This window comes from Nocardioides sp. W7 (assembly GCF_022919075.1).
Lineage (GTDB): Bacteria > Actinomycetota > Actinomycetes > Propionibacteriales > Nocardioidaceae > Nocardioides.
The window spans coordinates 1,320,287-1,344,772 of record NZ_CP095078.1; the positions used below are offsets into that span (position 1 = coordinate 1,320,287).

At 72.2% G+C, this 24,486-nt stretch carries 21 protein-coding genes; 11 read left to right on the forward strand and 10 right to left on the reverse strand.

Annotated features, from left to right (window positions below; translation table 11 throughout):
• The first annotated feature begins 122 nt into the window (after positions 1–122).
• From nth to MUB56_RS06295, 4 genes are read left to right on the forward strand one after another with little or no spacing between them, the layout of a single operon-like run.
• Positions 123–839: an endonuclease III gene (gene nth, locus MUB56_RS06280; RefSeq protein WP_244931048.1), complete on the forward strand. Its 717-nt coding sequence runs from the start codon at positions 123–125 to the stop codon at positions 837–839.
• Complete coding sequence (locus tag MUB56_RS06285) at positions 836–1,429, forward strand: TlpA disulfide reductase family protein (RefSeq protein WP_244931049.1); 594 nt, start codon at positions 836–838, stop codon at positions 1,427–1,429. The genes nth and MUB56_RS06285 overlap by 4 nt, the downstream gene beginning before the upstream one ends.
• Positions 1,426–2,151 (forward strand): CoA pyrophosphatase, encoded by a 726-nt coding sequence (locus tag MUB56_RS06290; protein WP_244931050.1) that lies wholly within the window; start codon positions 1,426–1,428, stop codon positions 2,149–2,151. Before MUB56_RS06285 ends, MUB56_RS06290 begins: the two co-directional genes overlap by 4 nt.
• A complete protein-coding gene (locus MUB56_RS06295) occupies positions 2,148–3,323 on the forward strand; it encodes a MarP family serine protease (protein WP_244931051.1) in 1,176 nt (391 codons plus the stop codon). The genes MUB56_RS06290 and MUB56_RS06295 overlap by 4 nt, the downstream gene beginning before the upstream one ends.
• An 86-nt stretch (positions 3,324–3,409) precedes the next feature.
• Here MUB56_RS06295 and MUB56_RS06300 read toward each other — a convergent pair whose 3' ends face one another.
• From MUB56_RS06300 to MUB56_RS06320, 5 genes are all read right to left on the reverse strand, one after another.
• A complete protein-coding gene (locus tag MUB56_RS06300; RefSeq protein ID WP_244931052.1) occupies positions 3,410–3,823 on the reverse strand; it encodes a phage holin family protein in 414 nt (137 codons plus the stop codon).
• 45 nt (positions 3,824–3,868) lie between these two features.
• On the reverse strand, positions 3,869–5,194 hold the full coding sequence (nhaA, locus tag MUB56_RS06305) for a Na+/H+ antiporter NhaA (RefSeq protein WP_244931053.1): 1,326 nt from the start codon (positions 5,192–5,194) through the stop codon (positions 3,869–3,871).
• 156 nt (positions 5,195–5,350) lie between these two features.
• Positions 5,351–7,315 carry an acetate--CoA ligase gene (acs, locus tag MUB56_RS06310; RefSeq protein ID WP_244931054.1) on the reverse strand — a complete coding sequence of 655 codons (1,965 nt, stop codon included), beginning with the start codon at positions 7,313–7,315 and terminating at the stop codon, positions 5,351–5,353.
• A 171-nt stretch (positions 7,316–7,486) separates the two neighbouring features.
• Positions 7,487–9,103: a cation acetate symporter gene (locus MUB56_RS06315; RefSeq protein WP_244931055.1), complete on the reverse strand. Its 1,617-nt coding sequence runs from the start codon at positions 9,101–9,103 to the stop codon at positions 7,487–7,489.
• 1 nt (position 9,104) lies between these two features.
• A complete protein-coding gene (locus MUB56_RS06320; protein ID WP_244931056.1) occupies positions 9,105–9,464 on the reverse strand; it encodes a DUF485 domain-containing protein in 360 nt (119 codons plus the stop codon).
• 328 nt (positions 9,465–9,792) lie between these two features.
• On the opposite strand from MUB56_RS06320, the gene MUB56_RS06325 reads away from it, so the two are divergent.
• From MUB56_RS06325 to MUB56_RS06355, 7 genes are all read left to right on the forward strand, one after another.
• A complete protein-coding gene (locus tag MUB56_RS06325; protein WP_244931057.1) occupies positions 9,793–11,295 on the forward strand; it encodes an MFS transporter in 1,503 nt (500 codons plus the stop codon).
• The gene (locus tag MUB56_RS06330) at positions 11,295–13,418 is read left to right on the forward strand and encodes a molybdopterin oxidoreductase family protein (RefSeq protein ID WP_244931058.1); all 2,124 of its coding nucleotides are present in this window, start codon (positions 11,295–11,297) and stop codon (positions 13,416–13,418) included. The genes MUB56_RS06325 and MUB56_RS06330 overlap by 1 nt, the downstream gene beginning before the upstream one ends.
• A gap of 67 nt (positions 13,419–13,485) precedes the next feature.
• On the forward strand, positions 13,486–14,889 hold the full coding sequence (locus tag MUB56_RS06335; RefSeq protein WP_244931059.1) for an FAD-dependent oxidoreductase: 1,404 nt from the start codon (positions 13,486–13,488) through the stop codon (positions 14,887–14,889).
• Entirely contained in the window at positions 14,886–17,435 is a 2,550-nt protein-coding gene (nirB, locus tag MUB56_RS06340; protein WP_244931060.1) for a nitrite reductase large subunit NirB, read from the forward strand. The genes MUB56_RS06335 and nirB overlap by 4 nt, the downstream gene beginning before the upstream one ends.
• Complete coding sequence (gene nirD, locus MUB56_RS06345) at positions 17,432–17,785, forward strand: nitrite reductase small subunit NirD (protein ID WP_244931061.1); 354 nt, start codon at positions 17,432–17,434, stop codon at positions 17,783–17,785. Before nirB ends, nirD begins: the two co-directional genes overlap by 4 nt.
• Positions 17,782–18,897 (forward strand): uroporphyrinogen-III synthase, encoded by a 1,116-nt coding sequence (locus MUB56_RS06350; protein ID WP_244931062.1) that lies wholly within the window; start codon positions 17,782–17,784, stop codon positions 18,895–18,897. Before nirD ends, MUB56_RS06350 begins: the two co-directional genes overlap by 4 nt.
• On the forward strand, positions 18,897–19,580 hold the full coding sequence (locus tag MUB56_RS06355) for a CbiX/SirB N-terminal domain-containing protein (protein WP_244931063.1): 684 nt from the start codon (positions 18,897–18,899) through the stop codon (positions 19,578–19,580). The genes MUB56_RS06350 and MUB56_RS06355 overlap by 1 nt, the downstream gene beginning before the upstream one ends.
• Positions 19,581–19,783: 203 nt before the next feature.
• On the opposite strand, the gene MUB56_RS06360 is transcribed toward MUB56_RS06355, so the two are convergent.
• From MUB56_RS06360 to MUB56_RS06380, 5 genes are read right to left on the reverse strand one after another with little or no spacing between them, the layout of a single operon-like run.
• Positions 19,784–21,301, reverse strand: a complete 1,518-nt coding sequence (locus MUB56_RS06360) for a cation acetate symporter (RefSeq protein ID WP_244931064.1) — start codon at positions 21,299–21,301, stop codon at positions 19,784–19,786.
• Positions 21,298–21,660, reverse strand: a complete 363-nt coding sequence (locus tag MUB56_RS06365) for a hypothetical protein (RefSeq protein ID WP_244931065.1) — start codon at positions 21,658–21,660, stop codon at positions 21,298–21,300. The genes MUB56_RS06360 and MUB56_RS06365 overlap by 4 nt, the downstream gene beginning before the upstream one ends.
• Positions 21,657–22,397 carry a LytTR family DNA-binding domain-containing protein gene (locus MUB56_RS06370; protein WP_244931066.1) on the reverse strand — a complete coding sequence of 247 codons (741 nt, stop codon included), beginning with the start codon at positions 22,395–22,397 and terminating at the stop codon, positions 21,657–21,659. Before MUB56_RS06370 ends, MUB56_RS06365 begins: the two co-directional genes overlap by 4 nt.
• 20 nt (positions 22,398–22,417) lie before the next feature.
• Positions 22,418–23,533: a histidine kinase gene (locus MUB56_RS06375; protein WP_244931067.1), complete on the reverse strand. Its 1,116-nt coding sequence runs from the start codon at positions 23,531–23,533 to the stop codon at positions 22,418–22,420.
• Positions 23,534–23,563: 30 nt separating this feature from the next.
• On the reverse strand, positions 23,564–24,406 hold the full coding sequence (locus MUB56_RS06380) for a class I SAM-dependent methyltransferase (protein ID WP_244931068.1): 843 nt from the start codon (positions 24,404–24,406) through the stop codon (positions 23,564–23,566).
• Positions 24,407–24,486: the final 80 nt, after the last annotated feature.

Below are 24,486 nucleotides of genomic sequence, written 5' to 3' on the forward strand. Positions count from 1 at the left end.
ATTTCAGCGGTAGATCCTAGCCAGTGGTTTATCTCACAGGCGACACGGGGCCCGCGAGTTGAGAGTACGCCTGGAGTGGGCGAGCTCACCGTCTTGTCGATGCCTCGCCGTACCCTGAACCCGTGCCCGCCACCCCCCTGCCCGTGAAGCCCGACACGAGCCTGGTCCGCCGGGCCCGCAAGATCGACCGGGTGCTCGCGGAGACCTACCCCGACGCCCGCTGCGAGCTCGACTTCGACGACCCGTTCCAACTGCTGGTCGTCACCGTCCTGTCGGCGCAGACCACGGACAAACGGGTCAACGCGGTGCGGCCGACGCTCTTCGCCGCCTACCCCGACGCCAAGGCGATGGCGGCCGCCGACCGCGCGACCCTGGAGGGCATCGTCGGGCCGCTCGGGTTCTTCCGCGCCAAGACCGAGTCGCTGCTCCGGCTCAGCGCCGCGCTGGTCGAGGAGTACGACGGCCGGGTGCCCGCCCGGCTCGACGACCTCGTCAAGCTGCCCGGCGTCGGCCGCAAGACCGCCAACGTCGTCCTCGGCAACGCCTTCGACGTCCCGGGCATCACCGTCGACACCCACTTCGGCCGGCTGGCCCGCCGGTTCGGCTGGACCGAGGAGACCGACCCGGTCAAGGTCGAGCACGCGGTGGGTGCGCTGTTCCCCAAGCGCGACTGGACGATGCTCAGCCACCACCTGATCTGGCACGGCCGACGCCGCTGCCACAGCCAGAAGCCCGCCTGCGGGGCGTGCCCGGTCGCGCGCTGGTGCCCGGCGTACGGCGCCGGCCCCACGGACCCGGAGGCCGCGGCCAAGCTGGTCAAGACCGAGGGACGTGCATGAGGCGACTGCTGACCGGTGCGGCGGTGCTGCTGGTCCTGGCGACCGGGTGCACCGACGACTCCGAGCCGGACGACTCCGTCGGGCAGTCCCGGGTAGATGTCGACACCCCGGAGCTGCGCGCGCTCAAGCAGGAGGTCGGCGTCGAGGCCTGCGTGCCGGGCGGCGGCGCTGACGGCGGCCTGCCCGACCTCACGCTCGCCTGCCTGGGCGGCGGTCCCGACGTCGACCTCGCGACGCTGGAGGGCCCGCTGATCGTCAACTTCTGGAATGCCGCGTGCGGGCCCTGTCGCCAGGAGATGCCGGCGATCCAGGAGTTCCACGAGCGGTACGCCGCCCGGGTGCCGGTCGTCGGCGTCACCAACGACCTCTGGCCCGAGCAGGCGTTCGAGCTGGCGCGGACGACCGGCGCGACGTACCCGCAGCTGGCCGACCCCGGCAACGACGTGCAGGGCACCGAGATCCGACCGCGCGGGTATCCCGCGTTCGCGTTCCTGACCTCCGACGGCGACGTGGAGATGGTCCTGGGCGGGATCGACTCGGTCGACGAGCTGGTCGAGCTGGCGGAGGACAACCTGGGGATCACCCTGTGACCCTTCCCGACTGGCTGGTCCCGGTCCGGGATGCGGCCGAGACGATCGACGCGAGCCACCTCACCAAGTTCGTGCCGCCCGAGGGCTCCGACGCCCGGCTCGGGGCGGTGCTGATGCTGTTCAGCGAGGGTCCGTCGGGGGGCGAGCTGTTGCTGACCGAGCGCGCCCATGACATGCGCTCCCACCCGGGTCAGGTCTCCTTCCCGGGCGGCTCGCTCGACCCGGGGGAGGGCGTCGTGGAGGCCGCCCTGCGCGAGGCCGAGGAGGAGGTCGGCGTCGCGCCGTCCTCGGTCGAGGTCTTCGGGTTCCTGCCCGAGCTCTGGCTGCCGCCGAGCAACTTCGCGGTGACGCCCGTCCTCGGCTGGTGGCGCGAGCCCGGCGGGGCCGAGGTGGTCAGCCGCGCGGAGGTGCACGCGATCCACCACGCCCCGATCAGCGAGCTCCTGGACCCCGACCACCGGGTCTCCGTGCGTCACCCCAGCGGCTACACCAGTCCGGGCTTCCTGATCGGTCCAGACAAGGACGTCATCCTGTGGGGTTTCACGGGCGGGATCATCGCGCGTCTGTTCGACTACCTCGGGTGGTCGCGCCCGTGGGACGATGCGCGCGTTCGTGACCTCCCGCCGTACATGCTGGCCGGTGACTCGCGCACGCAGCGCAACGCCCGGGCCGGGATGTTGGACATCGAGCACGACGAGAGCGACGGCGAGGAGCCGGCATGAACCTGCTGGACTGGCTGTTGGTCGCGCTGGTCGTCGCCTACGCCCTGTCGGGCTACTGGCAGGGCTTCGTCACCGGCGCGTTCGCGACGGCCGGGCTGCTGCTCGGCGGCCTCTTCGGGGTCTGGCTCGCGCCGGTCGCCCTGGGTGACGCCTCCCCGTCGACCTGGGTCTCGCTCGGCGCGCTGTTCATCGTGATCCTGGCCGCGTCGCTCGGCCAGGCGCTGTTCCAGTTCGTCGGCGCGCGGATCCGCAACAAGATCACCTGGCAGCCGATCCGCGCCCTCGACGCCGTCGGCGGGGCCCTGCTCAGCGCGGCCGCCGTACTGCTGGTGGCCTGGGCGCTCGGCGTCGCGGTCTCGGGCAGCAAGATCGGCCAGGTCACGCCGATGGTCCGCGAGTCGACGGTGCTCGCCAAGGTCAACAGCGTGCTGCCGCAGTCGGCCCCCAGCGTGCTGAGCGCCTTCAACGACGTCGTCGGCACCAGCTTCTTCCCGCGCTACCTCGAGCCGTTCGCCCCCGAGCGGATCGTCGAGGTCGCGCCCGGCGACAGCAAGCTGCTGGAGAAGCGGCGGGTGCGCGTGGCCCAGGAGAGCGTGCTGAAGGTCCGCGCCTCCAACCGCTGCGGCCGGGGCGTCGAGGGCACCGGCTTCCTGTACGCCGAGGATCGGCTCATCACCAACGCCCACGTCGTCGCCGGCGTCGACGACCCCGAGGTGCTGCTCGGCGACGAGACGGTCCCGGCGACGGTCGTGCTCTACGACCCCCAGCTCGACCTCGCCGTGCTGCAGCTCGACTCCGAGGGCCGGGCCACGCTCCGCTTCGACCAGACCGCCGAGGCACAGGACCCGGTCGTCATCCTGGGTTACCCCCAGGACGGCCCGTACGACGCCCAGGCCGGCCGGATCCGGGCCGAGCAGCGGCTCCGCTCGCCCGACATCTACGGCAACGGCTCGGTCATCCGCGAGGTCTTCTCGCTACGCGGTCTGGTGCGGCCCGGCAACTCCGGCGGGCCCATCGTCGAGCGCGACGGTGACGTCGTCGGCGTGGTGTTCGCGGCCTCGGTCACCGACGCCGACACCGGCTACGCGCTCACCGCCGCGCAGGTCGCCGAGACCGCGGCCGAGGGCGTGACCCGCACGAGCGAGGTCTCGACCGGGGAGTGCGCGGGCTGACGCTGGTTGAGGTGTGAAGCCGCGCTAGCGGGTGAGCCTCGAAACCCGGTGGGCCGACAAGCGGCCTCCACCGGCTCCGTCGTACGTCAGGACTTGCCCCGGAGCGCCTTCGGGATCTCGCGGCCCTGCTCGATCGCCTTCTCGGGCGGTCCGACCTGCTTGACCTTCTTCACGCCGATGAAGACCAGCAGCGCGGCGATGCCGAGGTAGAGGGCGAAGACGATCAGGAACGCCCAGTGCAGGCTGAGCCCGCTGCCGTTCCAGTTGATGAAGTAGGCCAGCGACACCGAGAACATGATGATCGCGAGCACGGCGACGAAGGCGGCCGCGGCGAACATCGCGATGCCCAGGCCGCCGGCCTTCACGCTGACCTTCAGCTCGGACTTCGCGAGCGCGATCTCCTTGGAGACCAGCGACGAGATGTCGCGGCTGGCGTCGGCGACGAGGCGACCGATGGTGGGGTCGTCCTTGCTGGGTGCCTGGACGGGTTCGGTGGCCATGCGGGCGGTCCCCCTGCTCGTGCGGATGCGCTGGTCGTGCAGACCCTACAAGCCGGGCCGATCCCCGTGCTCGTCGCGCTGGTAGACGTCGGGTACCCCGTCCTCGTCGACGTCGATCGTCTCCGCCTCGTGCAGTCTCCGGTAGACCCGGTTGCGGCTGCGCAGCACCACCGTCGCGAGCAGCGTCGCGACCAGCGAGCCGACGAGGACGCCGACCTTGGCGTGCTCGTCCTGCGGGGTGCCGGTGCCGAACGCGAGCTCGCCGATGAGCAGCGAGACGGTGAACCCGATGCCCGCGAGCATCGCCATGCCGACCACGTCGACCCAGGAGAGGTCGTCGTCGAGGTCCGCGCGGGTGAAGGTCGCCAGCAGCCAGGTCGACCCGGCGATGCCGACCGTCTTGCCGACGACCAGCCCGGTCACGATCCCCAGCGCGATCGGGTCGGTGAGCGCGCTGGTCAGCCCGTCGAGCCCGCCCACGTCGACGCCGGCGGCGAAGAACGCGAAGACGGGGACGGCGATCCCCGCCGAGATCGGCCGGATCAGGTGCTCCAGGTGCTCGGCCAGGCCCGGGCCGGCGTCCGGACCCCCGGCGGCGTCGCTGCGCAGGACCGGCACGGTGAAGGCCAGCAGCACCCCCGCGACCGTGGCGTGCACGCCCGACTCGTGCACCAGCACCCAGGCGACGAGGGCCAGCGGCACCAGCAGCCAGCCGGAGCGGATCCGGCGCTGCACCAGGACCGCGAAGAGGGCGATCGGCACCAGCGCCAGGAGCAGGTACGACGGCCGCAGGTCGTCGGTGTAGAAGATCGCGATGATGGTGATGGCCAGCAGGTCGTCGACAACGGCCAGCGTGAGCAGGAAGGTCCGCAGCCCGCTCGGCAGGTGGGTGCTGATCACGGCCAGGATCGCCACCGCGAACGCGATGTCGGTGGCCGTCGGGATCGCCCAGCCGGCAAGGTCGCCGTCGGTGCCGAGGTTCCAGAGCACGTAGACGACGGCCGGCACCGCCATCCCGCCGACCGCCGCCACGACCGGCAGCGCGGCCCGTCGGGGGTCGCGCAGGTCGCCCGCGACGAACTCCCGCTTCAGCTCCAGCCCGGCGACGAAGAAGAAGATCGCGAGCAGTCCGTCGGCCGCCCAGGTGCCAAGGCTCAGGTGGAGGTGCAGGGCCTCCGGGCCGATCCGCAGGTCGCGGAGATCGGCGTACGCCTCGGAGAAGGGGGTGTTGGACCAGACGATCGCGATCAGCGCGCCGGCGATCAGCAGCAGGCCGCCGGTGGTCTCGGCGCGCAGGATCTGGGCGACCCGCGAGCTCTCGAGGAACGAGCCGCGGGTGAAGAGGCGGGTGGGAGCGGGGCGATCGGACATGGGTCCTTCCGGGGTCGTCGACAGACTGCCGACCAGACTTCCCGGCGCACCGCGCCCTACTTTACTGACCCACCGCCCGAGAACAGAACCGCAGCCAGAAGTAGGGGGCCGAGTCAGCACCAGTAGTGCTGACTCGGCCATCGAGCGGGGGGTGGGTCAGTCCTCGGGCTTGTCGGCGAGGCCGTCGGAGATCAGGCTCATCACCGAGCTGTCGGCGAGGGTCGTGACGTCGCCGATCTCGCGGTGCTCGGCGACGTCGCGGAGCAGGCGGCGCATGATCTTGCCCGAGCGGGTCTTGGGGAGCTCGGGGACGATCATGATCTGGCGCGGCTTGGCGATCGCGCCGATCTCCTTGCGCACGTGGTTGCGTAGCTCCTCGACGATGTCCGCGCCGCCGTCGCCGGCCTCGTCGCGCAGGATCACGAACGCGCAGACCGCCTGGCCGGTGTCCTCGTCCTTGGCGCCGACGACCGCGGCCTCGGCGACCTTGGGGTGCGAGACCAGCGCGGACTCGATCTCGGTGGTGGAGAGCCGGTGGCCGGAGACGTTCATGACGTCGTCGACCCGGCCGAGGATCCACAGGTCCCCGTCGGAGTCCTTCTTGGCACCGTCGCCGGCGAAGTACCAGCCCTGCTTGGCGTAGCGCGACCAGTAGGTGTCCTGGTAGCGCTGGTCGTCGCCCCAGATGGTGCGCAGCATCGCGGGCCACGGCTCGGTGAGGACCAGGTAGCCGCCGGAGCCGTTCGGCACCGACTCGCCCTCCTCGGTGACCACGTCGGCGGCCACGCCGGGGATCGGGATCATCGCCGAGCCGGGCTTGCCGTGGGTGACGCCGGGCAGCGGGCTGATCATGATCGAGCCGGTCTCGGTCTGCCACCAGGTGTCGACGACCGGGGTGCGGTCGCCGCCGATGACCTGGCGGTACCAGATGTAGGCCTCGGGGTTGATCGGCTCACCGACCGAGCCGAGGAGCCGCAGGCTCGACATGTCGCGCTGGTCGGGGATCTCGCGGCCCTGCTTCATGAACGACCGGATGGCGGTCGGGGCGGTGTAGAGGATCGTGACGCCGTACTCCTCGATGATCTGCCACCACCGGCCCCGCTCGGGGGCGTCCGGAGTGCCTTCGTAGAGGACCTGCGTCGCCCCGTTCGCGAGTGGGCCGTAGACGATGTAGGAGTGGCCGGTGACCCAGCCGATGTCGGCGGTGCACCAGTAGACGTCGGTCTCGGGCTTGAGGTCGAAGACCGCCCAGTGCGTGTAGGCGCAGCCGGTGAGGTAGCCACCGGTGGTGTGCAGGATGCCCTTGGGCTGGCCCGTGGTGCCGGAGGTGTACATGACGTACAGCGGGTGCTCGGCGTCGAAGAACTCGCACGCGTGCTCGGTCGAGGCCGTCGCCACCGACTCGTGCCACCACACGTCGACGCCGTCGTCCCACTCGACCTCCTGACCCGTGCGTCGTACGACGAGGACCTTCTCCACCACGTCCGTCTTGGTGCGGGCCTCGTCGACCGCCGGCTTCAGCGCGGACGGTGCCCCGCGGCGGTAGCCGCCGTCGGCGGTGATCACGACCTTGGCCTGGCAGTCGGTCAGCCGTGAGGCGAGCGCGTCGGAGGAGAAGCCGCCGAAGACCACCGTGTGCGGGGCGCCGATCCGGGCGCAGGCCAGCATCGCGACGATCGCCTCGGGGATCATCGGCAGGTAGATCGCGACCCGGTCACCGGCCCGGACGCCGAGGTCGGTCAGCGCGTTCGCGGCCTGGCTGACCTCGTCCTTGAGGTCGCTGTAGGTGATGGTCCGCTTGTCATCGACCGGCTCGCCGACCCAGTGGAAGGCGACCTTGTCGCCGTTGCCGGCCTCGACGTGGCGGTCGACGCAGTTGTACGCCGCGTTCAGCTTGCCGCCGACGAACCACTTCGCGAACGGCGGGTTCGTCCAGTCCAGGACGGTGTCCCACTTCTGGTCCCAGGTGAGCCGCTCGGCCTGCTCGGCCCAGAAGCCCTCCCGGTCGGCGGCCGCGCGCTCGTAGGCCTCCGCCGTGAGGTTGGCGTTCGCCGCCAGCTCGGCCGGCGGCTCGAAGCGCCGGTCTTCCTTCAGCAGGTTCGAGAGGGTCTCGTCGCTCACGGTGCTCGCACTCCTGGAGTCGCAGTTTCGGGATGGTGGCCTCTGCCACATTAGGGGACCTCGTCGGTCGAGTAGCCGCGAGGGACGAGCGGCGTATCGAGACCGGTGCAGCGAGGGGTTTCGACACGGGTCTCGATACGCTTGCTGGCGCTCGCTACTCGACCGACGAGATCAGTGCTGGATCGCCTGCTCGGCGCCCGCGCCGGTGAGGGCGCGGACCTCGAGCTCGGTGTAGCGCTCCTCGGAGTCCGGCTCCCGCATCGTGACGGTGCCGAGCCAGCCGAAGAAGAAGCCCAGCGGGATCGAGACGATGCCCGGGTTCTCCAGCGGGAACCACGAGATGTCGATGCTGGTGGGCAGCAGCGACAGGTTCTTGCCGGCTGCGTCCTCGCCCTTGCCGGAGACGATCGGGGAGAAGATGACCAGGCCGACGGAGGCGATCAGGCCGCCGTAGATGCTCCACACGGCGCCGCGGGTGTTGAAGCGCCGCCAGAACATGTTGTAGACGATCGCCGGCAGGTTCGCCGACGCGGCGACCGCGAAGGCCAGCGCCACCAGGAACGCGATGTTGAGGTTCTGCGCGGGGATCGCCAGCAGGATGGCGACCGCGCCGATGACCGCGGCCGCGATCCGGGTCATCCGGATCTCCTGCTGCTCGGTGGCGGTGCCCTTCTTCACCACGTTGTTGTAGATGTCGTGCGCCACCGAGGCCGACGACGTGAGCACCAGTCCGGCCACCACCGCGAGGATCGTCGCGAAGGCCACCGCCGCGATCAGGGCGAGCAGGACCGCGCCTCCGGTCGAGCCGGCTCCGCCGCCGACCTCCTCGGCCAGCTTGGGCGAGGCCAGGTTCCCGGCCGCGTCCAGCTTGCTGGTGTCCAGCAGGGCCGCGGCACCGAAGCCGAGCACCAGCGTGAACAGGTAGAACACGCCGATCAGGCCGATCGCCCACAGCACCGACTTCCGCGCGTCGCGGGACGTCGGGACGGTGTAGAAGCGGATCAGGATGTGCGGCAGGCCCGCCGTACCGAGGACCAGCGCGATGCCGAGGCTGAGGAAGTCGATCTTGCTGGTCATCGTGGCGCCGTACTTCAGCCCGGGCTCCAGGAAGGCCGAGCCGGCACCCGAGTTGTCGGCGGCCGAGCCGAGCAGGTCGGAGATGTTGAAGTTGAACTTGATCAGCACCAGCACCACGATCAGCGCCGAGCCGGCCATCAGCAGCACGGCCTTGACGATCTGGACCCAGGTGGTGCCCTTCATGCCGCCGACGGTCACGTAGAAGACCATCAGCGCACCGACGGCGACGATGGTGAGGTTCTTGACCGCCTGGTCGTCGACGCCGAGCAGCAGGGTGACCAGTACGCCCGCGCCGACCATCTGCGCGAGCAGGTAGAAGATCGACACGATCACCGTCGAGGTGGCGGCCGCCATGCGCACCGGCCGCTGCCTCATCCGGTACGCCAGCTGGTCGGCCATCGTGTAGCGGCCGGAGTTGCGCAGCATCTCCGCGACCAGCAGCAGGGCGACCAGCCAGGCCACCAGGAAGCCGATGGAGTACAGGAAGCCGTCGTACCCGCTGAGCGCGATGGCGCCCGAGATGCCGAGGAACGACGCCGCGGACATGTAGTCGCCGCCGATGGCCAGACCGTTCTGGAGCCCGGAGAACGACCGGCCGCCGGCGTAGAAGTCGGCCGTGCCGGAGCTCTGCCGGCTGGCCCAGAAGGTGATGCCGACCGTCAGCGCGACGACGGCGAGGAACAGGACGCTGGTGAGGACCTGGTCGTCCATGTCAGAGCTCCTTCGACGCGAGGTGCTCGCGGTACTCGTTGTCGAGCGTGCGGGCCAGCGGATCGAGCTTGGCCGTCGAGAAGCGGCTGTAGAGCCAGGCCAGCAGGAACGTCGTCACGAACTGCAGCAGCCCGAAGACCAGCGCGACGTTGATGTTTCCGACGACCTTGATGCTCATGAAGTCGCCCGCCCAGTTCGACATGACGACGTACAGCAGGTACCAGGACAGGAAGGCCACCGTCGCGGGGAACACGAAGCCGCGGTAGCGCCGCCGCAGCTCGGTGAACTCCGGGCGGGCGTGCAGCTCGTCGTACACCGGGTCGTGGCGCGCGGCCTGGCCCGGCTCGTGGTTGGTCGTCACGGGGTTCCCCTCTCGGAGGTGGGTGTGATCGCCGTCACCGTAGGAGCGTTGTTCGTACGACGGAGAGAGGTACGTCGTCGGCGGTCGCTCAGCGGCCCCGCCCCGTCGCCCAGCGGTAGCTCTCGTACGACGAGCGGTCGGGCTCGATCGAGGCCGATGGGCGTCTCACCGGGCTTCGAGGCTCGGCGCTGGCGCGCCTCGCACCTCAACCAGCGTTCAGGGCCGTGAGGTCGTGAGGAGAAGTTGACGGCATCGGTACGGCGACCTGTCGCCGGCGTTACGACCGCGGCCGAGTCTGGGGACACCTCGATCTCACAGGAGCCCCGCCATGACCGTGACCGACACCCGCCCCGCGACGGCGGCCGCGCCCGCCCGCCGTACCGGCCGCTGGATCGACGACTGGCGCCCGGAGGAGCCCGAGTTCTGGGAGAGCACCGGTCGGGGCGTGGCCCGCCGCAACCTGATCTGGTCGATCTTCGCCGAGCACCTCGGCTTCTCGGTCTGGCTGATCTGGAGCGTCAGCTCGGCGTTCCTGGTCTCGATGGGCTTCAGCTACACCCCGCAGCAGCTGTTCCTGCTGGTCGCGCTGCCCAACCTGGTGGGCTCGGTGCTGCGGCTGCCGTACACGTTCGCGGTGCCGAAGTTCGGCGGCCGCAACTGGACGATGGTGAGCGCGGCGCTGCTGCTGGTCCCGACGCTCGGGTTCGCGGTCGCGGTGCAGAACCCGGACACGCCGTTCTGGCTGTTCTGCCTGATCGCGGCGACCGCGGGCCTCGGCGGCGGCAACTTCGCCAGCTCGATGGCCAACATCAACTTCTTCTACCCCAGCGACAAGAAGGGCGCGGCGCTCGGCCTGAACGCCGCCGGCGGCAACCTCGGCGTCGCGCTGATCCAGCTGTTCCTGCCGGTCATCATCGGCGGCGCCGGCATCTTCGGCCTGGTCAAGGCAGCCGAGGGCGGCATCAGCCTGGAGCGGGCGGCCTACGTGTACGCCGGCCTCGCGATCGTGGCGACCCTGGCGGCGTACTTCTTCATGGACAACCTCACCTCGGCGAAGTCCAAGCCGCGCGAGCAGCTCCAGGTCGTCAAGGAGAAGCAGACCTGGGTGATGGCGTTCCTCTACATCGGCACCTTCGGCTCGTTCATCGGCTACTCCGCCGCGATGCCGCTGCTGATCAAGCTCAACTTCTGGGTGCCCGACCCGGCGCCGCTCGGCACCGGCATCTACTTCGCGTACTTCGCCTTCCTGGGTGCGCTGGTCGGCTCGGCGACCCGGCCCTTCGGCGGCTGGCTCGCCGACAAGTACGGCGGCGCGCGGGTCACCCTCGGCGCGTTCGCCGGGATGATCGTCAGCACCCTCGCGGTGCTGTGGACCCTCACCCAGCTGACCCCGAACCCCGGCCAGAGCCCGGCGATCGCCGACGACAACCAGTCCTGGTTCCCCTGGTTCCTGGCCTTCTTCCTCTGCGTCTTCGCCGCGACCGGCATCGGCAACGGCTCGACGTACAAGATGATCCCCGCGATCTTCCGCACCCAGGCCGAGCGCGCCACCCCGGCCGGCACCGCCGAGCGGAGCGCCGCCCTGCACGCCGGCACGAAGAAGGCCTCGGCCGCGATCGGCGTCATCGGTGCCGTCGGCGCGATCGGCGGCTTCCTGATCCCGATCGCCTTCAGCTCGCCGTGGGTCGACCAGCCGATGGACGCGACCAAGGGGGCGTTCGTGGTCTTCACCGCCTTCTACGTCGTCTGCGCGGTCGTGACCTGGGCGGTCTTCCTCCGCAAGCCGCACGCCACCAAGGCGCACACGAGTCTGGCCAACGCGGGCATCTGATGACCAAGACCCACTGCCCCTACTGCAGCCTCCAGTGCGGGATGGCCCTCACGGGCCGTCGCACGCTGGAGGTGCAGGCGTGGCCGGAGTTCCCGGTGAACGAGGGCGCGCTGTGCCGCAAGGGCTGGACCGCCGGCGGTCTCCGCGGCAGCCGCGAACGGCTGACCACGCCGTTGCTGCGCGACCGGGCGACCGGTGAGCTGCGGGCGGCGTCGTGGGACGAGGCCCTCGACGTGGTGGCCGACGGCGTACGACGGATGCAGGCCGAGCACGGCCCGGACGCGGTGGCGGTCTTCGGCGGCGGCGGGCTGACCAATGAGAAGGCCTACCTGCTCGGCAAGCTCGCCCGGGTCGCGCTGCGCACCAGCCGGATCGACTACAACGGCCGCTGGTGCATGTCCTCGGCCGCCTCCGCCGGCAACCAGGCGTTCGGGATCGACCGGGGGCTGCCGTTCCCGCTGGCCGACGTCGAGGACACCGACGTGCTGGTGCTGGTCGGCTCCAACCTCGCCGAGACGATGCCGCCGGCCGCGCGGCACCTCGATCGGCTCCGCGAGCGCGGCGGGCACGTCGTGGTGATCGACCCCCGTCGTACCCCCACCGCGGACCGCGCCGACACCTTCCTGCAGCCCGTGCCGGGCACCGACCTCGCGCTCGCCCTCGGCGTCCTGCATCTCCTCGATGCCGCCGGCGCCGTCGACGAGGAGTACGTCGCCGCGCGCACCACCGGCTTCGCCGACGTCCGGCGTACCGCCGCCGCCTGGTGGCCGGAGCGGGTCGAGCGAGTGACCGGCGTCGAGGCGTCGCAGCTGCGCGGACTGGCCGACGTACTGGCCCGAGCGGGCAAGGTCACCGTGCTGACCGCCCGCGGTGCCGAGCAGCACAGCCAGGGCACCGCGACCGTGCTCGGCTGGCTGAACGTCGCGCTCGCGCTCGGCATGCCGGGCAAGCCGTCGGCCGGCTACGGCTGCCTCACCGGCCAGGGCAACGGCCAGGGTGGTCGCGAGCACGGCCAGAAGTCCGACCAGCTGCCCGGCTACCGGATGATCGACGACCCGGCGGCCCGGGAGCACGTCGCCCGGGTGTGGGGCGTCGACCCGGACACACTGCCGGGCAAGGGGCTCTCGGCGTACGAGCTGCTGGACTCGCTCGGCCGTGAGGGTGGCTCGTCCGCGCTGCTGGTCTTCGGCAGCAACATCGTCGTCTCGGCGCCGAACGCCACCCGGGTCACCGAGCGGCTCGCCGCGCTCGACCTGCTCGTCGTCGCCGACATCGTGATGAGCGAGACCGCGGCGATGGCCGACGTCGTCCTGCCGGTCACCCAGTGGGCCGAGGAGACCGGCACCATGACCAACCTCGAGGGCCGGGTGATCCTGCGCGAGCGGGCCGTGACCCCGCCCGACGGCGTGCGCAGCGACCTGGACGTGATGGCCGGTCTGGCCGCACGGCTCGGCTCGACCGCCGCGTTCCCGACCGAGCCCGAGGAGGTCTTCGCCGAGCTGCGGCTGGCCTCCGCGGGCGGCCGGGCCGACTACGCCGGCATCAGCTACGACCGGATCCGCGCCGAGCACGGCGTCTTCTGGCCGTGCCCGACGCCCGAGCACCCCGGCACCCCGCGGCTGTTCGCGGACTCCTTCGCGACGCCCGACGGAAGGGCGCGGTTCGTCGACGTCGAGCACGTCGGCGCCGCCGAGCAGCCGGACGACGAGTACCCGATCCACCTGACGACGGGGCGGGTGCTGGCGCAGTACCAGTCCGGCGCGCAGACCCGGCGGGTCCGCGATCTCCCCGACACCGGCCCGTTCGTCGAGCTGCACCCGATGCTGGCCGACCGGATCGGCGCCCGCGACGGCGAGCCGGTCGTCATCACCACTCGCCGCGGCGAGCTGAAGGCGCCCGCGCGGGTCGTCACCACCATCCGCCCGGACACCGTCTTCGTGCCGTTCCACTGGGTCGGCGCCAACCGGCTCACCAACGATGCGCTCGACCCGTCCAGCCGGATGCCGGAGTTCAAGGTCTGCGCGGCCGCGGTCTCGGCGGCGGTCGAGGCGCGAGAGGCGCGGGTCGCGACCCCGGTTGCCGAGAGGCGGCCCGGTGAGGCCGTGAGCGCCGTGAGGCCGTGAGGACAAGTTGACGCCACCGGTACGACGCCATGGCGTCGGTGTTACGCCGGTTCCACAGGCTGGGGACATGCCCCCGACCGACGCCCGCGAAGCCGCCGAGCGGATCGTCGTCGTCGGCGCCGGGATGGCGGCCGCCCGGCTGGCCGACGGGCTGGTCGACGGCGGCGCCCGGGTCACGGTGCTCGGCGACGAGGCGCACGCGCCGTACAACCGGATCCTGCTCTCCGCCGTCCTCGAGGGCACCCACGACGCGGGGGCCCTCGTGCTCGGGCTGCGCGACGAGGTCGACCTGCGGCTCGGCACCCGGGTCGTCGAGATCCACCGCGAGGAGCGCGAGGTCGAGCTCGCCGACCGCAGCCGGGTGCCGTACGACGCCCTGGTGCTGGCCACCGGCGCGATCCCGACGCTGCCGCCGATCCGCGGCCTCGTGCAGGTCGACGGCCGGCTGCAGGAGAAGGTGCACGCGTTCCGGAGCCGCGAGGACTGCGAGCGCCTCGACGCCGCGGTCCCGGGGGCGCGGACCGCCGTCGTCGTCGGCGGCGGGCTGCTCGGCCTCCAGGTCGCCCGGGCGCTGAGTGTCCGCGGGCTGGCCGTCGAGATCGTCGAGGGCGGCGAGCACCTGCTGCGCAGCCAGGTCGACGAGAAGGCCGGCCGGATCATCGCCCGCGACCTGCGCCGCCTCGGCGCCACCGTCTACACCGGCGCCCGCGCGGTCCGGATCACCGACGAGGGCCTGGTCCTCGACAACGGCTTCACCCTGGAGACCGACCTGGTCGTACTGACCGCCGGAGGCCGGCCGAGCACCGCGCTGGCCCGCCGCGCCGGCCTCGACGTACGCCGGGGCATCGTCGTCGACGACCAGCTCCGCACCAGCGACGAGCACGTCTACGCGATCGGTGACTGCGCCCAGCACGGCGGCCAGGTCACCGGCTTCGTGCCGCCCGCCTGGGAGCAGGCCAGCCTGCTGGCCCGGCACCTGACCGGCGAGCGCATCGCGTACGCCGGCACCCGCAGCGTCGCCCGGCTCCGCGCCACGGGCCTCGACGTGGCCGTGCTCGGCGACCCGAACCGCGCCGAGGGCGAGGTCGTCGAGGTCACCAACCCGATCGTCGGGTCGCACCGCCGGCTGGTGGTCCGTGACGGCCGGATCGTCGCCGGCACCCTGGTCGGGGACCTGTCCCGGATCGGCCTGATCACCCAGCACTACGACCGCGGGACCGTGCTCGGCGAGACCGAACCGGGTCTGCTGCTCATGCCCGACCGGGTCACCGCGGCCACCCCGATCGTCCTGCCCGACGACGCCGAGGTCTGCTCCTGCGCCGGGGTCAGCGCGGGCGCCGTCCGGGCGTGCGCGTCGCTCGACGAGGTCCGCACCACCACCCGCGCCACCACCGGGTGCGGGGGCTGCTCGCCCGCCGTACGCCACCTGCTCAGCACCCGCACGTCCCTGTTGGAAGGAACCCCGAGATGAGCCCCCACCACCGCAAGACGCTCGTGGTCGTCGGCCACGGCATGGTCGGCCACCGGTTCGTGCAGGCCGCCGTCGAGCGCGGCCTGACCGAGACCCACGACATCGTCGTCGTGGGGGAGGAGCCGCGCCCGGCGTACGACCGCGTCGCGCTCACCTCCTTCTTCGAGGTCGGCGCCGACGCGCTGTCCTTCCTCCCGTCGGGGGAGTACGACGACCCGCGGGTCCGGCTGCTGCTCGGCACGTCCGTCGAGGGCTTCGACCCGGAGACCCGGACCGTCCTCCTCGCCGACGCCACTGGCCGGGAGAGCGTGCTCGCCTACGACGAGCTCGTGCTCGCCACGGGAGCGGCGCCGTTCGTGCCGCCGATCCCCGGCCACGACCTGCCCGGCTGCTTCGTCTACCGGACGATCGAGGACCTGGAGGCGATCCGCGAGGCGGCGGCGACCGCGACGGTCGGCGCCGTGATCGGCGGCGGCCTGCTCGGTCTGGAGGCCGCGAACGCGCTGGCCCAGCTCGGGCTGGAGACACACGTGGTCGAGATGGCGCCGCGGCTGATGGCGGTCCAGATCGACGACGCGGGCGGCGCGGTGCTCACCCGGCACATCGAGAAGCTCGGCCTGACGGTCCACGCCGGCGCGATGACCTCCGCGGTCGTCGAGCGGGACGGCCGCGCCGCGGGCCTCGCGCTGAAGGAGGGGGCCACGATCGACGCCGAGATCGTCGTCTTCTCGGCCGGCATCCGACCCCGCGACGCGCTCGCCCGCACGGCCGGCCTCGGCCTCGCCGAGCGCGGCGGCGTCCTGGTCGACGAGCAGTGCCGCAGCTCCGACCCGCACGTCTGGGCGATCGGCGAGTGCGCGGCGCCGGCGGGGCGGATGTACGGCCTGGTCGCGCCGGGCTACGCGATGGCCGAGGTCGTCGTCGACGCGCTGCTCGGCGGCCCGGGCTCGTTCATCGGCGCCGACATGTCCACCAAGCTGAAGCTGATGGGCGTCGACGTCGCCAGCTTCGGCGACGCCTTCGCGACCACGCCCGACTCGCTGGAGCTGGTCTTCGCCGACGCGGTCGCCGGGGTCTACAAGAAGCTCGTCGTCTCCGAGGACGGCCGGCAGCTGCTCGGCGGCATCCTCGTGGGCGATGCCTCGGCGTACGGCGTGCTGCGGCCGATGGTCGCCAGCGGCATCGAGCTGCCGGCCAACCCCGAGGAGCTGATCCTGCCGGCGAGCCGGGGCGGGGGCGCGAGCATCGAGCTCCCCGACGAGGCCCAGGTCTGCTCCTGCAACGACGTCACCAAGGGCGACATCATCGAGGCCGCGGCGAGCGGCGAGACCACCCGCGCCGGCTCGACCTGCGGGTCGTGCAAGGTGCAGACGAAGAAGATCATCGAGGACTACTTCACCTCGCAGGGCAAGGTCGTCGACAAGAGCCTGTGCGAGCACTTCCCGCTGACCCGCCAGGAGCTCTTCGACGTCGTCGCGGTGCACGGCTACACCCGCTTCGACCAGGTCGTCGAGGCGCACGGCACCGGCCGGGGCTGCGACATCTGCAAGCCGACCGTCGCCTCGGTCCTGGCCAGCCAGCTCAACGGGCACGTGCTCGAGGGCGATCGTCGTACCCTCCAGGACACCAACGACGCCTACCTCGCCAACATCCAGCGCAACGGCACCTACTCCGTCGTCCCGCGGATCCCCGGCGGCGAGATCACGCCCGAGAAGCTGATCGTGATCGGCGAGGTCGCGCGCGACTTCGGGCTCTACACGAAGATCACCGGCGGCCAGCGGATCGACCTGTTCGGCGCCCGGATGGAGCAGCTCCCGCTGATCTGGCGGCGCCTGGTCGACGCCGGCTTCGAGTCCGGGCACGCATACGGCAAGTCCCTGCGGACGGTGAAGTCGTGCGTCGGCTCCACCTGGTGCCGCTACGGCGTCCAGGACTCCGTCCAGCTCGCCATCGACCTGGAGCTGCGCTACCGCGGCCTGCGCTCGCCGCACAAGCTCAAGGGCGGCGTCAGCGGCTGTGCCCGCGAGTGCGCGGAGGCCCGGGGCAAGGACTTCGGCGTGATCGCCACCGAGAAGGGCTGGAACCTGTACGTCGGCGGCAACGGCGGCGCCACCCCGGTGCATGCCCGGCTGCTCGCCGGCGATCTCGACACCGAGACGCTGGTCCGCTACCTCGACCGGTTCCTCATGTACTACATCCGCACCGCCGACCGGCTGCAGCGCACCGCGCCCTGGGTGGACTCGCTCGACGGTGGGCTGGAGCGGGTCAGGGAGATCGTCGTGGACGACGCTCTCGGACTGGGCTCGGAGCTGGAGGCGGCGATGGCCCGGCACGTCGACACCTACTTCGACGAGTGGAAGACGACCATCGACGACCCCGAGAAGGTGTCCCGCTTCGTGTCCTTCGTGAACGCACCCGACACCCCGGACCCGAACATCAGCTTCCGCGACGAGCGCGACCAGATCGCGCCGGCGGACTCCGAGGGTCCGGTGTCGCTGGGTCCGATCTCCCTGGGCTCGAGCATCCCGGTCGGGGCGCCCCGATGAACGCCGCCACGGAGACGACGTACACCACGGTCTGCCGCCTCGACCAGATCGAGGTCGAGGGCGGGGTCGCGGCGCTGGTCGACGGCGAGGCCGTCGCGGTGTTCCGGACCCACGAGGGTGAGGTCTTCGCGATCTCGAACTACGATCCCTTCTCAAGGGCCTCGGTGCTGGCCCGGGGCATCGTCGGGACTCGGGGAGACATCCCGTTCGTGGCGTCGCCCATGTACAAGCAGGCCTTCGACCTGCGCACCGGACAGTGCCTCGACGACGCGGCGGTCCGGGTCCCGACGTACGACGTCCTGGTCACCGACCGAGTGGTCTCCGTGGGTCGCAAGAGGGAGAGTCCGTGAGTGATCTGCCCCTCGCCGGGTTCCGGGTGGGGGTGACGGCTGCCCGGAAGGTGGAGGAGCAGATCGCCCTGCTCGAGCGCCGCGGGGCCGCCGTCGAGTGGGCGCCGGCGCTCTCCCAGGACCCCAACCAGGTCGACGACGCCTCGCTGCGCGCCGCGACCGAGACGGTGCTGGACCGCCCGGTCGACATGTTCCTGGCGACCACCGGCATCGGCATGAAGGCGTGGTTCGAGGCCGCCGATCGCTGGGGGCTGGGGGAGCGGCTCGTCGAGGCCCTCGGCGGGGCCGAGATCCTCGCGCGCGGCCCGAAGTCGGTCGGGGCGCTGCGGCGGCGCGGGCTGCGGGAGATGTGGGCGCCGGAGTCGGAGTGCTTCGAGGACGTGCTGGAGCATCTCCGCGGTCGCGACCTGAGCGGTCTGCGGATCGTCGTCCAGGAGCACGGGCAGTCGCTGTCGATGGTCGCGCACGCGCTGCGGCGGCGCGGCGCCGACGTCACGGTCGTCACCGTCTACCGGGTCGCCGGGGCCGAGGACCCGGAGCCGATGTTCCGGATGATCGACCTGATCGCCGACCGCCAGCTCGACGCGGTGACCTTCACCTCTGCCCCGGCCGTCGCGGCCCTGATGGACGCCGCGGGCCCCACCGGCCGGCGGGACGACGTGATCACCGCCTTCCAGGCCGACGTGGTCGCCGCCTGCGTCGGACCGGTGACCGCCGCCGCCTTCGAGCTCTGGGGCGTCCCGACCATGTTCCCGGAGCGGTCCCGGCTCGCCGCGATGGTCAAGCAGCTCGAGGTCGAGCTGCCCTCGCGCCGCGGCGGCCTCTCGATCGAGCTCGACAGCGGCTCCCTGCTGCTCCTGCACGGCGACGAGGTGCTCCTCGACGGCGTCGAGATCAAGCTCTCGCCCGCTCCGACGGCGGTCCTGCAGGCGCTGGTCGCCAACCCCGGCAACGTCGTCTCCCGCCGGGCCCTGCTCGCCATGCTGCCGAGCGGCACCGCCGGTTCCGAGCACGCCGTCGAGATGGCCGTCGCCCGGCTGCGCGCCGCGCTCGGCACCAAGTCCGTGCAGACCGTGGTGAAGCGCGGCTACCGGCTGGCGGCGGCGTCCTGATGCGGACCCTCGTCCGCCCCGCCACCCGCTTGGTCACCGTTGCCCACGGCACCCGGCACGCCGCCGGCAACGAGGTCGCCGTGCAGCTGACGCTCGCCGCGGCGGCGCGGCTCGGGCTGCCCGCGACGGCGTCGTACGTCGAGCTCTGCTCGCCGCTGTACGCCGACGTCGTCGCCTCCGGACCGTCCTCGGTGGTGGTACCGCTCCTCCTCTCGACCGGCTACCACGTCCGACACGATCTCCCGGCCGCCCTCCCGGACTCGGGTGACGTCGTGCTCGGCCGGCCGCTCGGCCCGGACCCGCTGCTCGCCTCGGCCCAGGTCGACCGGCTGCTCGACGCCGGTGCCCGCCCCGGCCAGCCGGTGACCATGGTGGCCGCCGGCTCCAACGACCCGCTCGCGATGCGTGACCTGCTCCGCGCCCGCGACCTGCTCGCCGGCGCCTGGGGTGGCCCGGTCTCGCTGGCCACGCTGGCCGGACAGGGGCTGCGCCCGGCCGACGTGGTCCGACCGGGCGACGCCATCTCGCCGTACCTGCTCGCCGACGGATTCTTCGCCTCACGGGCGCGCCGGGAGTCTCTCGGGGCGGCCGTCGTCGCCGACGTCATCGGGCCGCACCCGCTCGTCGTGGACCTGATCGTGCAGCGGGCGACGGCGCTGCTGCAGGCGCGGCGTACCGCCTGACCGCTGATCGAGCAGGAGGCGCGCCAGCGCCGGCGTTGTCGAGGTCCTCGCAGCGGGCGGCCGGCTGCGGGTTCATCACGGTATGCAGACGAGTCCGCACCTCCCACGGCGTACCCACCGTGGACAGTGCCAACTGGCCTGCATACCGTGATGAACCTGCGACACCTGTGACCGCGCCCCCAGGACCCACCCCGGGCCCGCGCTCACCCCCGGTCCAGCTCGACGATCTCGGGCGTGTGCAGCCGCACCATCAGCCGGCGCGTGTGCGGGGGGATCCGGCCGGGGGTGAGCAGGCTGACGCCGACCATGGTCGCCACGGCGAGCGGGACCGACCAGGCTGCGGGCTGCTCCAGCAGCACCCCCGCCCACCCGGAGGCGGAGACCGGCGCGAGGGCCCAGCCGACGGCGAATCCCGAGCCGACACCGCCCGCGATCAGCCCGGCGATGGCGCCGGCGTCGGTGAGCCGGCTCCACCAGATCCCGAGCAGCAGCAGCGGGCAGAACGTCGACGCCGCCACCGCGAAGGCCAGCCCGACCGCGCGCGCGACGCCCAGGTTCGGGATCGCGAGGGCGACCAGCACCGGCACCAGGACGGCCACCACCGCCGCCAGCCGGAACGCGGGCACGCCGCCGAGCCGCCGCTCGCCGTACGGCCGGCCGGTGACGTCCTGGGTCAGCACCCCCGCGACCGCGATCGCCAACCCCGAGGAGGTCGACAGGAACGCCGCGAACGCGCCCGCCGTCACCAGCGCGGTCAGCACCTCGCCGAGCGGCCCCGGCACCACCAGGCGCGGCAGCTCCAGCACCAGCACGTCCGAGCGACCGGACGAGGCGAGGCCGGGGGCGTAGACGCGGCCGAGGGCGCCGTACGCCGTCGGCAGCAGGTAGAACGCGCCGAGCAGCGCCAGCACCACCAGCGTCGTACGACGGGCCGCCCGGCCGTCGGGGTTGGTGTAGAAGCGGACCACCACGTGCGGCAGCCCCATGGTGCCGAGGAAGGTCGCGACGATCAGCGAGTAGGTCAGGTAGAGCCCCTGTCCACCCCCGTCGGCCAGCGGCACCGACCAGCCGGACGCGGCCTCGCCGACCACCCGGCTTCCCGGCGCGCCGTCGCCGGCCCACGCGACCAGCAGCACCATCAGCGGGAGCAGCAGCGCGGTGAGCTTGAGCCAGTACTGGAAGGCCTGGACGAAGGTGATGCTCCGCATCCCGCCGGCCGTCACGTTGATCAGTACGACGAGCCCGACGATGAGCGGACCCAGCCAGACCGGCGCCCCGATCGCCGAGCGCAGCGTCAGCCCCGCGCCCTGGAACTGCGGCAGCAGGTAGAGCCACCCGATCGCCACGACCAGCAGGGAACAGACCGCGCGGACCCCGCGCGAGCCGAGCCGGGCCTCGGCGAAGTCGGGCAGCGTGTACGCACCCGACCGGCGCAGCGGCGCGGCCACCAGGACCAGCAGCACGAGGTAGCCGGCGGTCCAGCCGATCGGGTACCAGAGCATGTCCGCGCCGAAGGTCAGCACCAGCCCGGCGACGCCGAGGAACGACGCGGCGGAGAGGTACTCGCCGCCGATCGCGGTCGCGTTCAGCCGCGGGTTCACCGACCGGGACGCGACGAAGAAGTCGCTGGTCGTGCGGGAGAAGCGCAGCCCCCAGGTGCCGATCGCGAGCGTGGCCAGGGTGACCAGCGCGATCGCGACGATCCCTGGGGCCGAGCTCACTTCTCGACCTCCTCCATCAGCTCGGTGAAGTCGTGCTCGATGCGCTCGGCGCGGCGGACGAACCACCAGCCGAGGCCGAGGAGCAGCGGGTAGACCAGCACCCCCAGCACCAGCCAGGCCACCGGCACCCCGGCCAGCTCGACGGTCGCCAGCCCCGGCCACAGGTGGAACACCAGCGGCCACGACCCGACCGACACCGCGAGCACCGCCAGAACCTGCGCGGCCAGCCGCAGCTGCTCGCGCAGCAGCGAGCCGAGGTAGATCCCGCCCAGCTCGGTGTCGGTGTCGATGTCGCGCGCCCGCGACCGGACGGTGGTACGACGGCGCGGCGGCCCGGTCACCCGGACGCGCTCGGTCACGAGCCGGCCCGCTTGAGCAGCAGGTCGCGCAGCTGCCGGGTGTGCCGCCGGCTGACCAGCAGCTCGCAGCCGGCGACGACGACCGTGCAGCGACCCGCGTCCATCCGGACCTCCGCGACGTGCGCCAGCGAGACCAGCAGCGAGCGGTGGATCCGCACGAACCCGGCCGGTCCCCACTCCTCCTCCAGCTGCGAGAGCGGGGTGCGCACCAGGTGCGAGCCCTCGTCGGTGTGCAGCCGCGCGTAGTCGCCCTGCGCCTCGACGTGCGAGATCGCGGAGCGGGCCACGAAGCGGGTGACCCCGCCGAGCTCGACGGGCACCTGCAGGTCGCCGACCGGCCCGCGCTCGGTGACGCCGTCGACGACGCCGACCACCCGTCGTACCGCCTCGGCGAGCCGGTCTGCCCGCACCGGCTTGAGCACGTAGTCGACGGCCTGGAGCTCGAAGGCCTCGACCGCGTGCTGGTCGTGGGCGGTGACGAAGACGATCGGCGGGGGCTCGCGGAAGCGGGCCAGCACCTGGGCGAGCTCGAGCCCCGTCAGCCCGGGCATCTGCACGTCGAGGAACACCGCGTCGACCTCGAGCTCCTGCAGCACCCGCAGGGTCTCGGTCGCGCTGTCGCAGGTGAGCACCTCGGCGATCCGCGGGTCCTGGCCGAGCAGGAAGGCGAGCTCGTCGAGGGCCGGCCGCTCGTCGTCGACGACGAGGACCTTCAGTGCCGTCCCTGATCCACTCACGGGACTGTTCACGGGGCCGGTCACACCTGCACCCCCGGCGCGAACTTCGGCACCCGCACGATCACCCGGGTACCGGCCCCCGGTGCGGTCTCGACCACGAGCCCGTGCGCGTCGCCGTAGGCGTTGCGCAGCCGGGCGTCGACGTTCCCGAGGCCGACCGAGTCCAGGGCCGCGTCGCCGGCGAGCGCGCGGCGTACCTTCTCCGGGTCCTCGCCGATCCCGTCGTCCTCCACCTCGATCACCGCCTCCTGCCCCTGGTCGCGTGCGCTGATCCGGATGTGGCCGCCCTCGCCGCGGCCCTCCAGCCCGTGGCGTACGGCGTTCTCCACCAGCGGCTGGATGCACAGGAACGGCACCGCCACCGGGAGCACCTCGGGTGCGATGTTCAGCGTCACCCGCAGCCGGTCCCCGAACCGGGCCTCCTCCAGCAGCAGGTAGCGCTCGATGGAGCGCAGCTCCTCGGCCAGGGTCGTGAACTCACCGTGCCGCCGGAACGAGTAGCGGGTGAAGTCGGCGAACTCCAGCAGCAGCTCGCGCGCCCGGTCGGGGTCGGTGCGCACGAAGCTGGCGATCGCGCCGAGGGAGTTGTAGATGAAGTGCGGGCTGATCTGCGCCCGCAGCGCCCGCACCTCCGCCTCCATCAGTCGGGTCCGCGAGGCGTCCAGCTCGGCGAGTTCCAGCTGCCCCGAGACCCACTGGGCGACCTCGTCGGTGGCGCGGGCGAGGCCGGCGGTGGGGTACGGCGCGAAGGCCTGCAGCGTTCCCACGACCCGCTCGTCCACGACCAGCGGACTGGCGATGCCGGTGCGCACCGGGCAGCCCGCCTCGTCGCAGTGCAGGTCGACCCGGTCGAAGCTGCGGGTGCCGCCGGCCTCCAGGGTCGCCGCCGTGAGCGCGGCCGACTGCCGCTCGTGGTGCTGTCCGGTGCCGTCCCAGGCCAGCGGGCCCGCGGTGTCGGTCAGGGCGAGCGCGGGCGTGCCGAGCAGCGCCCGCAGGTGCTTGATCGAGCGCTCGGCGCTGGCGGTCGTCAGTCCCTCCCGCAGCGCCGGGCTGGCCAGCGACGCGGTGTGCAGCGTCCGGAAGGTGGCGCGGTCGGACTCGGTGCCGAGGTGCGTACGACGCCAGGCGCGACCCATGTCGTCATCATGACGGACGGGTGACCCGGCTCACTTGAAGTCGATCAACAGCAGATCGGTGTCGGTGCCGTCGGAGGTGGTCTCCATCGGGGTGGCGTCCTCGCCCGGCTCGTCGGCGGACCGTGCCGGGGCGGCGTGCCGAACGATGCTGTCGTTGACCACGGAGCGGAAGCAGCGCACGACGTACGGCAGCTGCATGCCGTCCATGCCGCGGCCGTAGTCGGCGTAGAACGCACGGACCTCGGCGAGCTTCTCCGCCCGCGCCTCCTCGTCCATGACGGCGACGTGGGAGCGCGAGCGGACCAGGTCGAGGATGGACTCGCGGTCGACGCCCTGCCAGTGCTTGAACGCGGCGTCCTCGACGAACCCGAAGTGGCCGCAGGTCGAGACCGGCTCCGTCGGGTCGGTGTCCTGGTCCTGGCTGCCGATGATCCGGCCGAGCTTGCGCACCCACGGGATCCGCTCGTCGCGCTCGTTCCAGACCAGCGCGATCCGCCCGCCCGGCTTCAGCACCCGCGCGATCTCGGGCAGCGCCCGGTCCAGGTCGAACCAGTGGAAGGCCTGCGCGCTCGCCACGACGTCGTACGACGCGTCCGGCGCGGCGATCTCCTCGGCACCGCCGACGGCCGTGCGCACCTCGGGCAGGTCCCGGCGCAGGATGGCGAGCATCGCCTCGTCGGGATCGGTGGCGTGCACGTCGTGACCGAGCTCGACCAGCTGCCGGGTGAGCTTCCCGGTGCCGGCGCCGAGCTCGAGGACCGTCGCGGGCCGCTCGCCCGTGAGCCACGCGGCGGCCTCGCGGGGGTAGCTCGGCCGACCGCGGTCGTAGGCGTCGGCCACGGAGCCGAAGGAGCGGGCGTGGAGGTCACTCATCTGCCCCAGGCTATCCGGAGAGGGTGGACTGGGGTGGGTTCCACGCCCGGTGTCCGCGGCCGGACCCGGGCGCGTCGGCC

What these genes read in the sequence shown, in the direction of transcription:
- MUB56_RS06295 (WP_244931051.1), top strand. Translation starts at nt 2,148, where the DNA reads ATGAACCTGCTGGACTGGCTGTTGGTCGCGCTGGTCGTCGCCTACGCC.
- nhaA (WP_244931053.1), bottom strand. Translation starts at nt 5,194, where the DNA reads ATGTCCGATCGCCCCGCTCCCACCCGCCTCTTCACCCGCGGCTCGTTC.
- MUB56_RS06330 (WP_244931058.1), top strand. Translation starts at nt 11,295, where the DNA reads ATGACCAAGACCCACTGCCCCTACTGCAGCCTCCAGTGCGGGATGGCC.
- MUB56_RS06380 (WP_244931068.1), bottom strand. Translation starts at nt 24,406, where the DNA reads ATGAGTGACCTCCACGCCCGCTCCTTCGGCTCCGTGGCCGACGCCTAC.
- MUB56_RS06315 (WP_244931055.1), bottom strand. Translation starts at nt 9,103, where the DNA reads ATGGACGACCAGGTCCTCACCAGCGTCCTGTTCCTCGCCGTCGTCGCG.
- MUB56_RS06300 (WP_244931052.1), bottom strand. Translation starts at nt 3,823, where the DNA reads ATGGCCACCGAACCCGTCCAGGCACCCAGCAAGGACGACCCCACCATC.
- MUB56_RS06375 (WP_244931067.1), bottom strand. Translation starts at nt 23,533, where the DNA reads ATGGGTCGCGCCTGGCGTCGTACGCACCTCGGCACCGAGTCCGACCGC.
- MUB56_RS06355 (WP_244931063.1), top strand. Translation starts at nt 18,897, where the DNA reads ATGCGGACCCTCGTCCGCCCCGCCACCCGCTTGGTCACCGTTGCCCAC.
- MUB56_RS06285 (WP_244931049.1), top strand. Translation starts at nt 836, where the DNA reads ATGAGGCGACTGCTGACCGGTGCGGCGGTGCTGCTGGTCCTGGCGACC.
- MUB56_RS06335 (WP_244931059.1), top strand. Translation starts at nt 13,486, where the DNA reads ATGCCCCCGACCGACGCCCGCGAAGCCGCCGAGCGGATCGTCGTCGTC.
- nirD (WP_244931061.1), top strand. Translation starts at nt 17,432, where the DNA reads ATGAACGCCGCCACGGAGACGACGTACACCACGGTCTGCCGCCTCGAC.
- MUB56_RS06325 (WP_244931057.1), top strand. Translation starts at nt 9,793, where the DNA reads ATGACCGTGACCGACACCCGCCCCGCGACGGCGGCCGCGCCCGCCCGC.
- nirB (WP_244931060.1), top strand. Translation starts at nt 14,886, where the DNA reads ATGAGCCCCCACCACCGCAAGACGCTCGTGGTCGTCGGCCACGGCATG.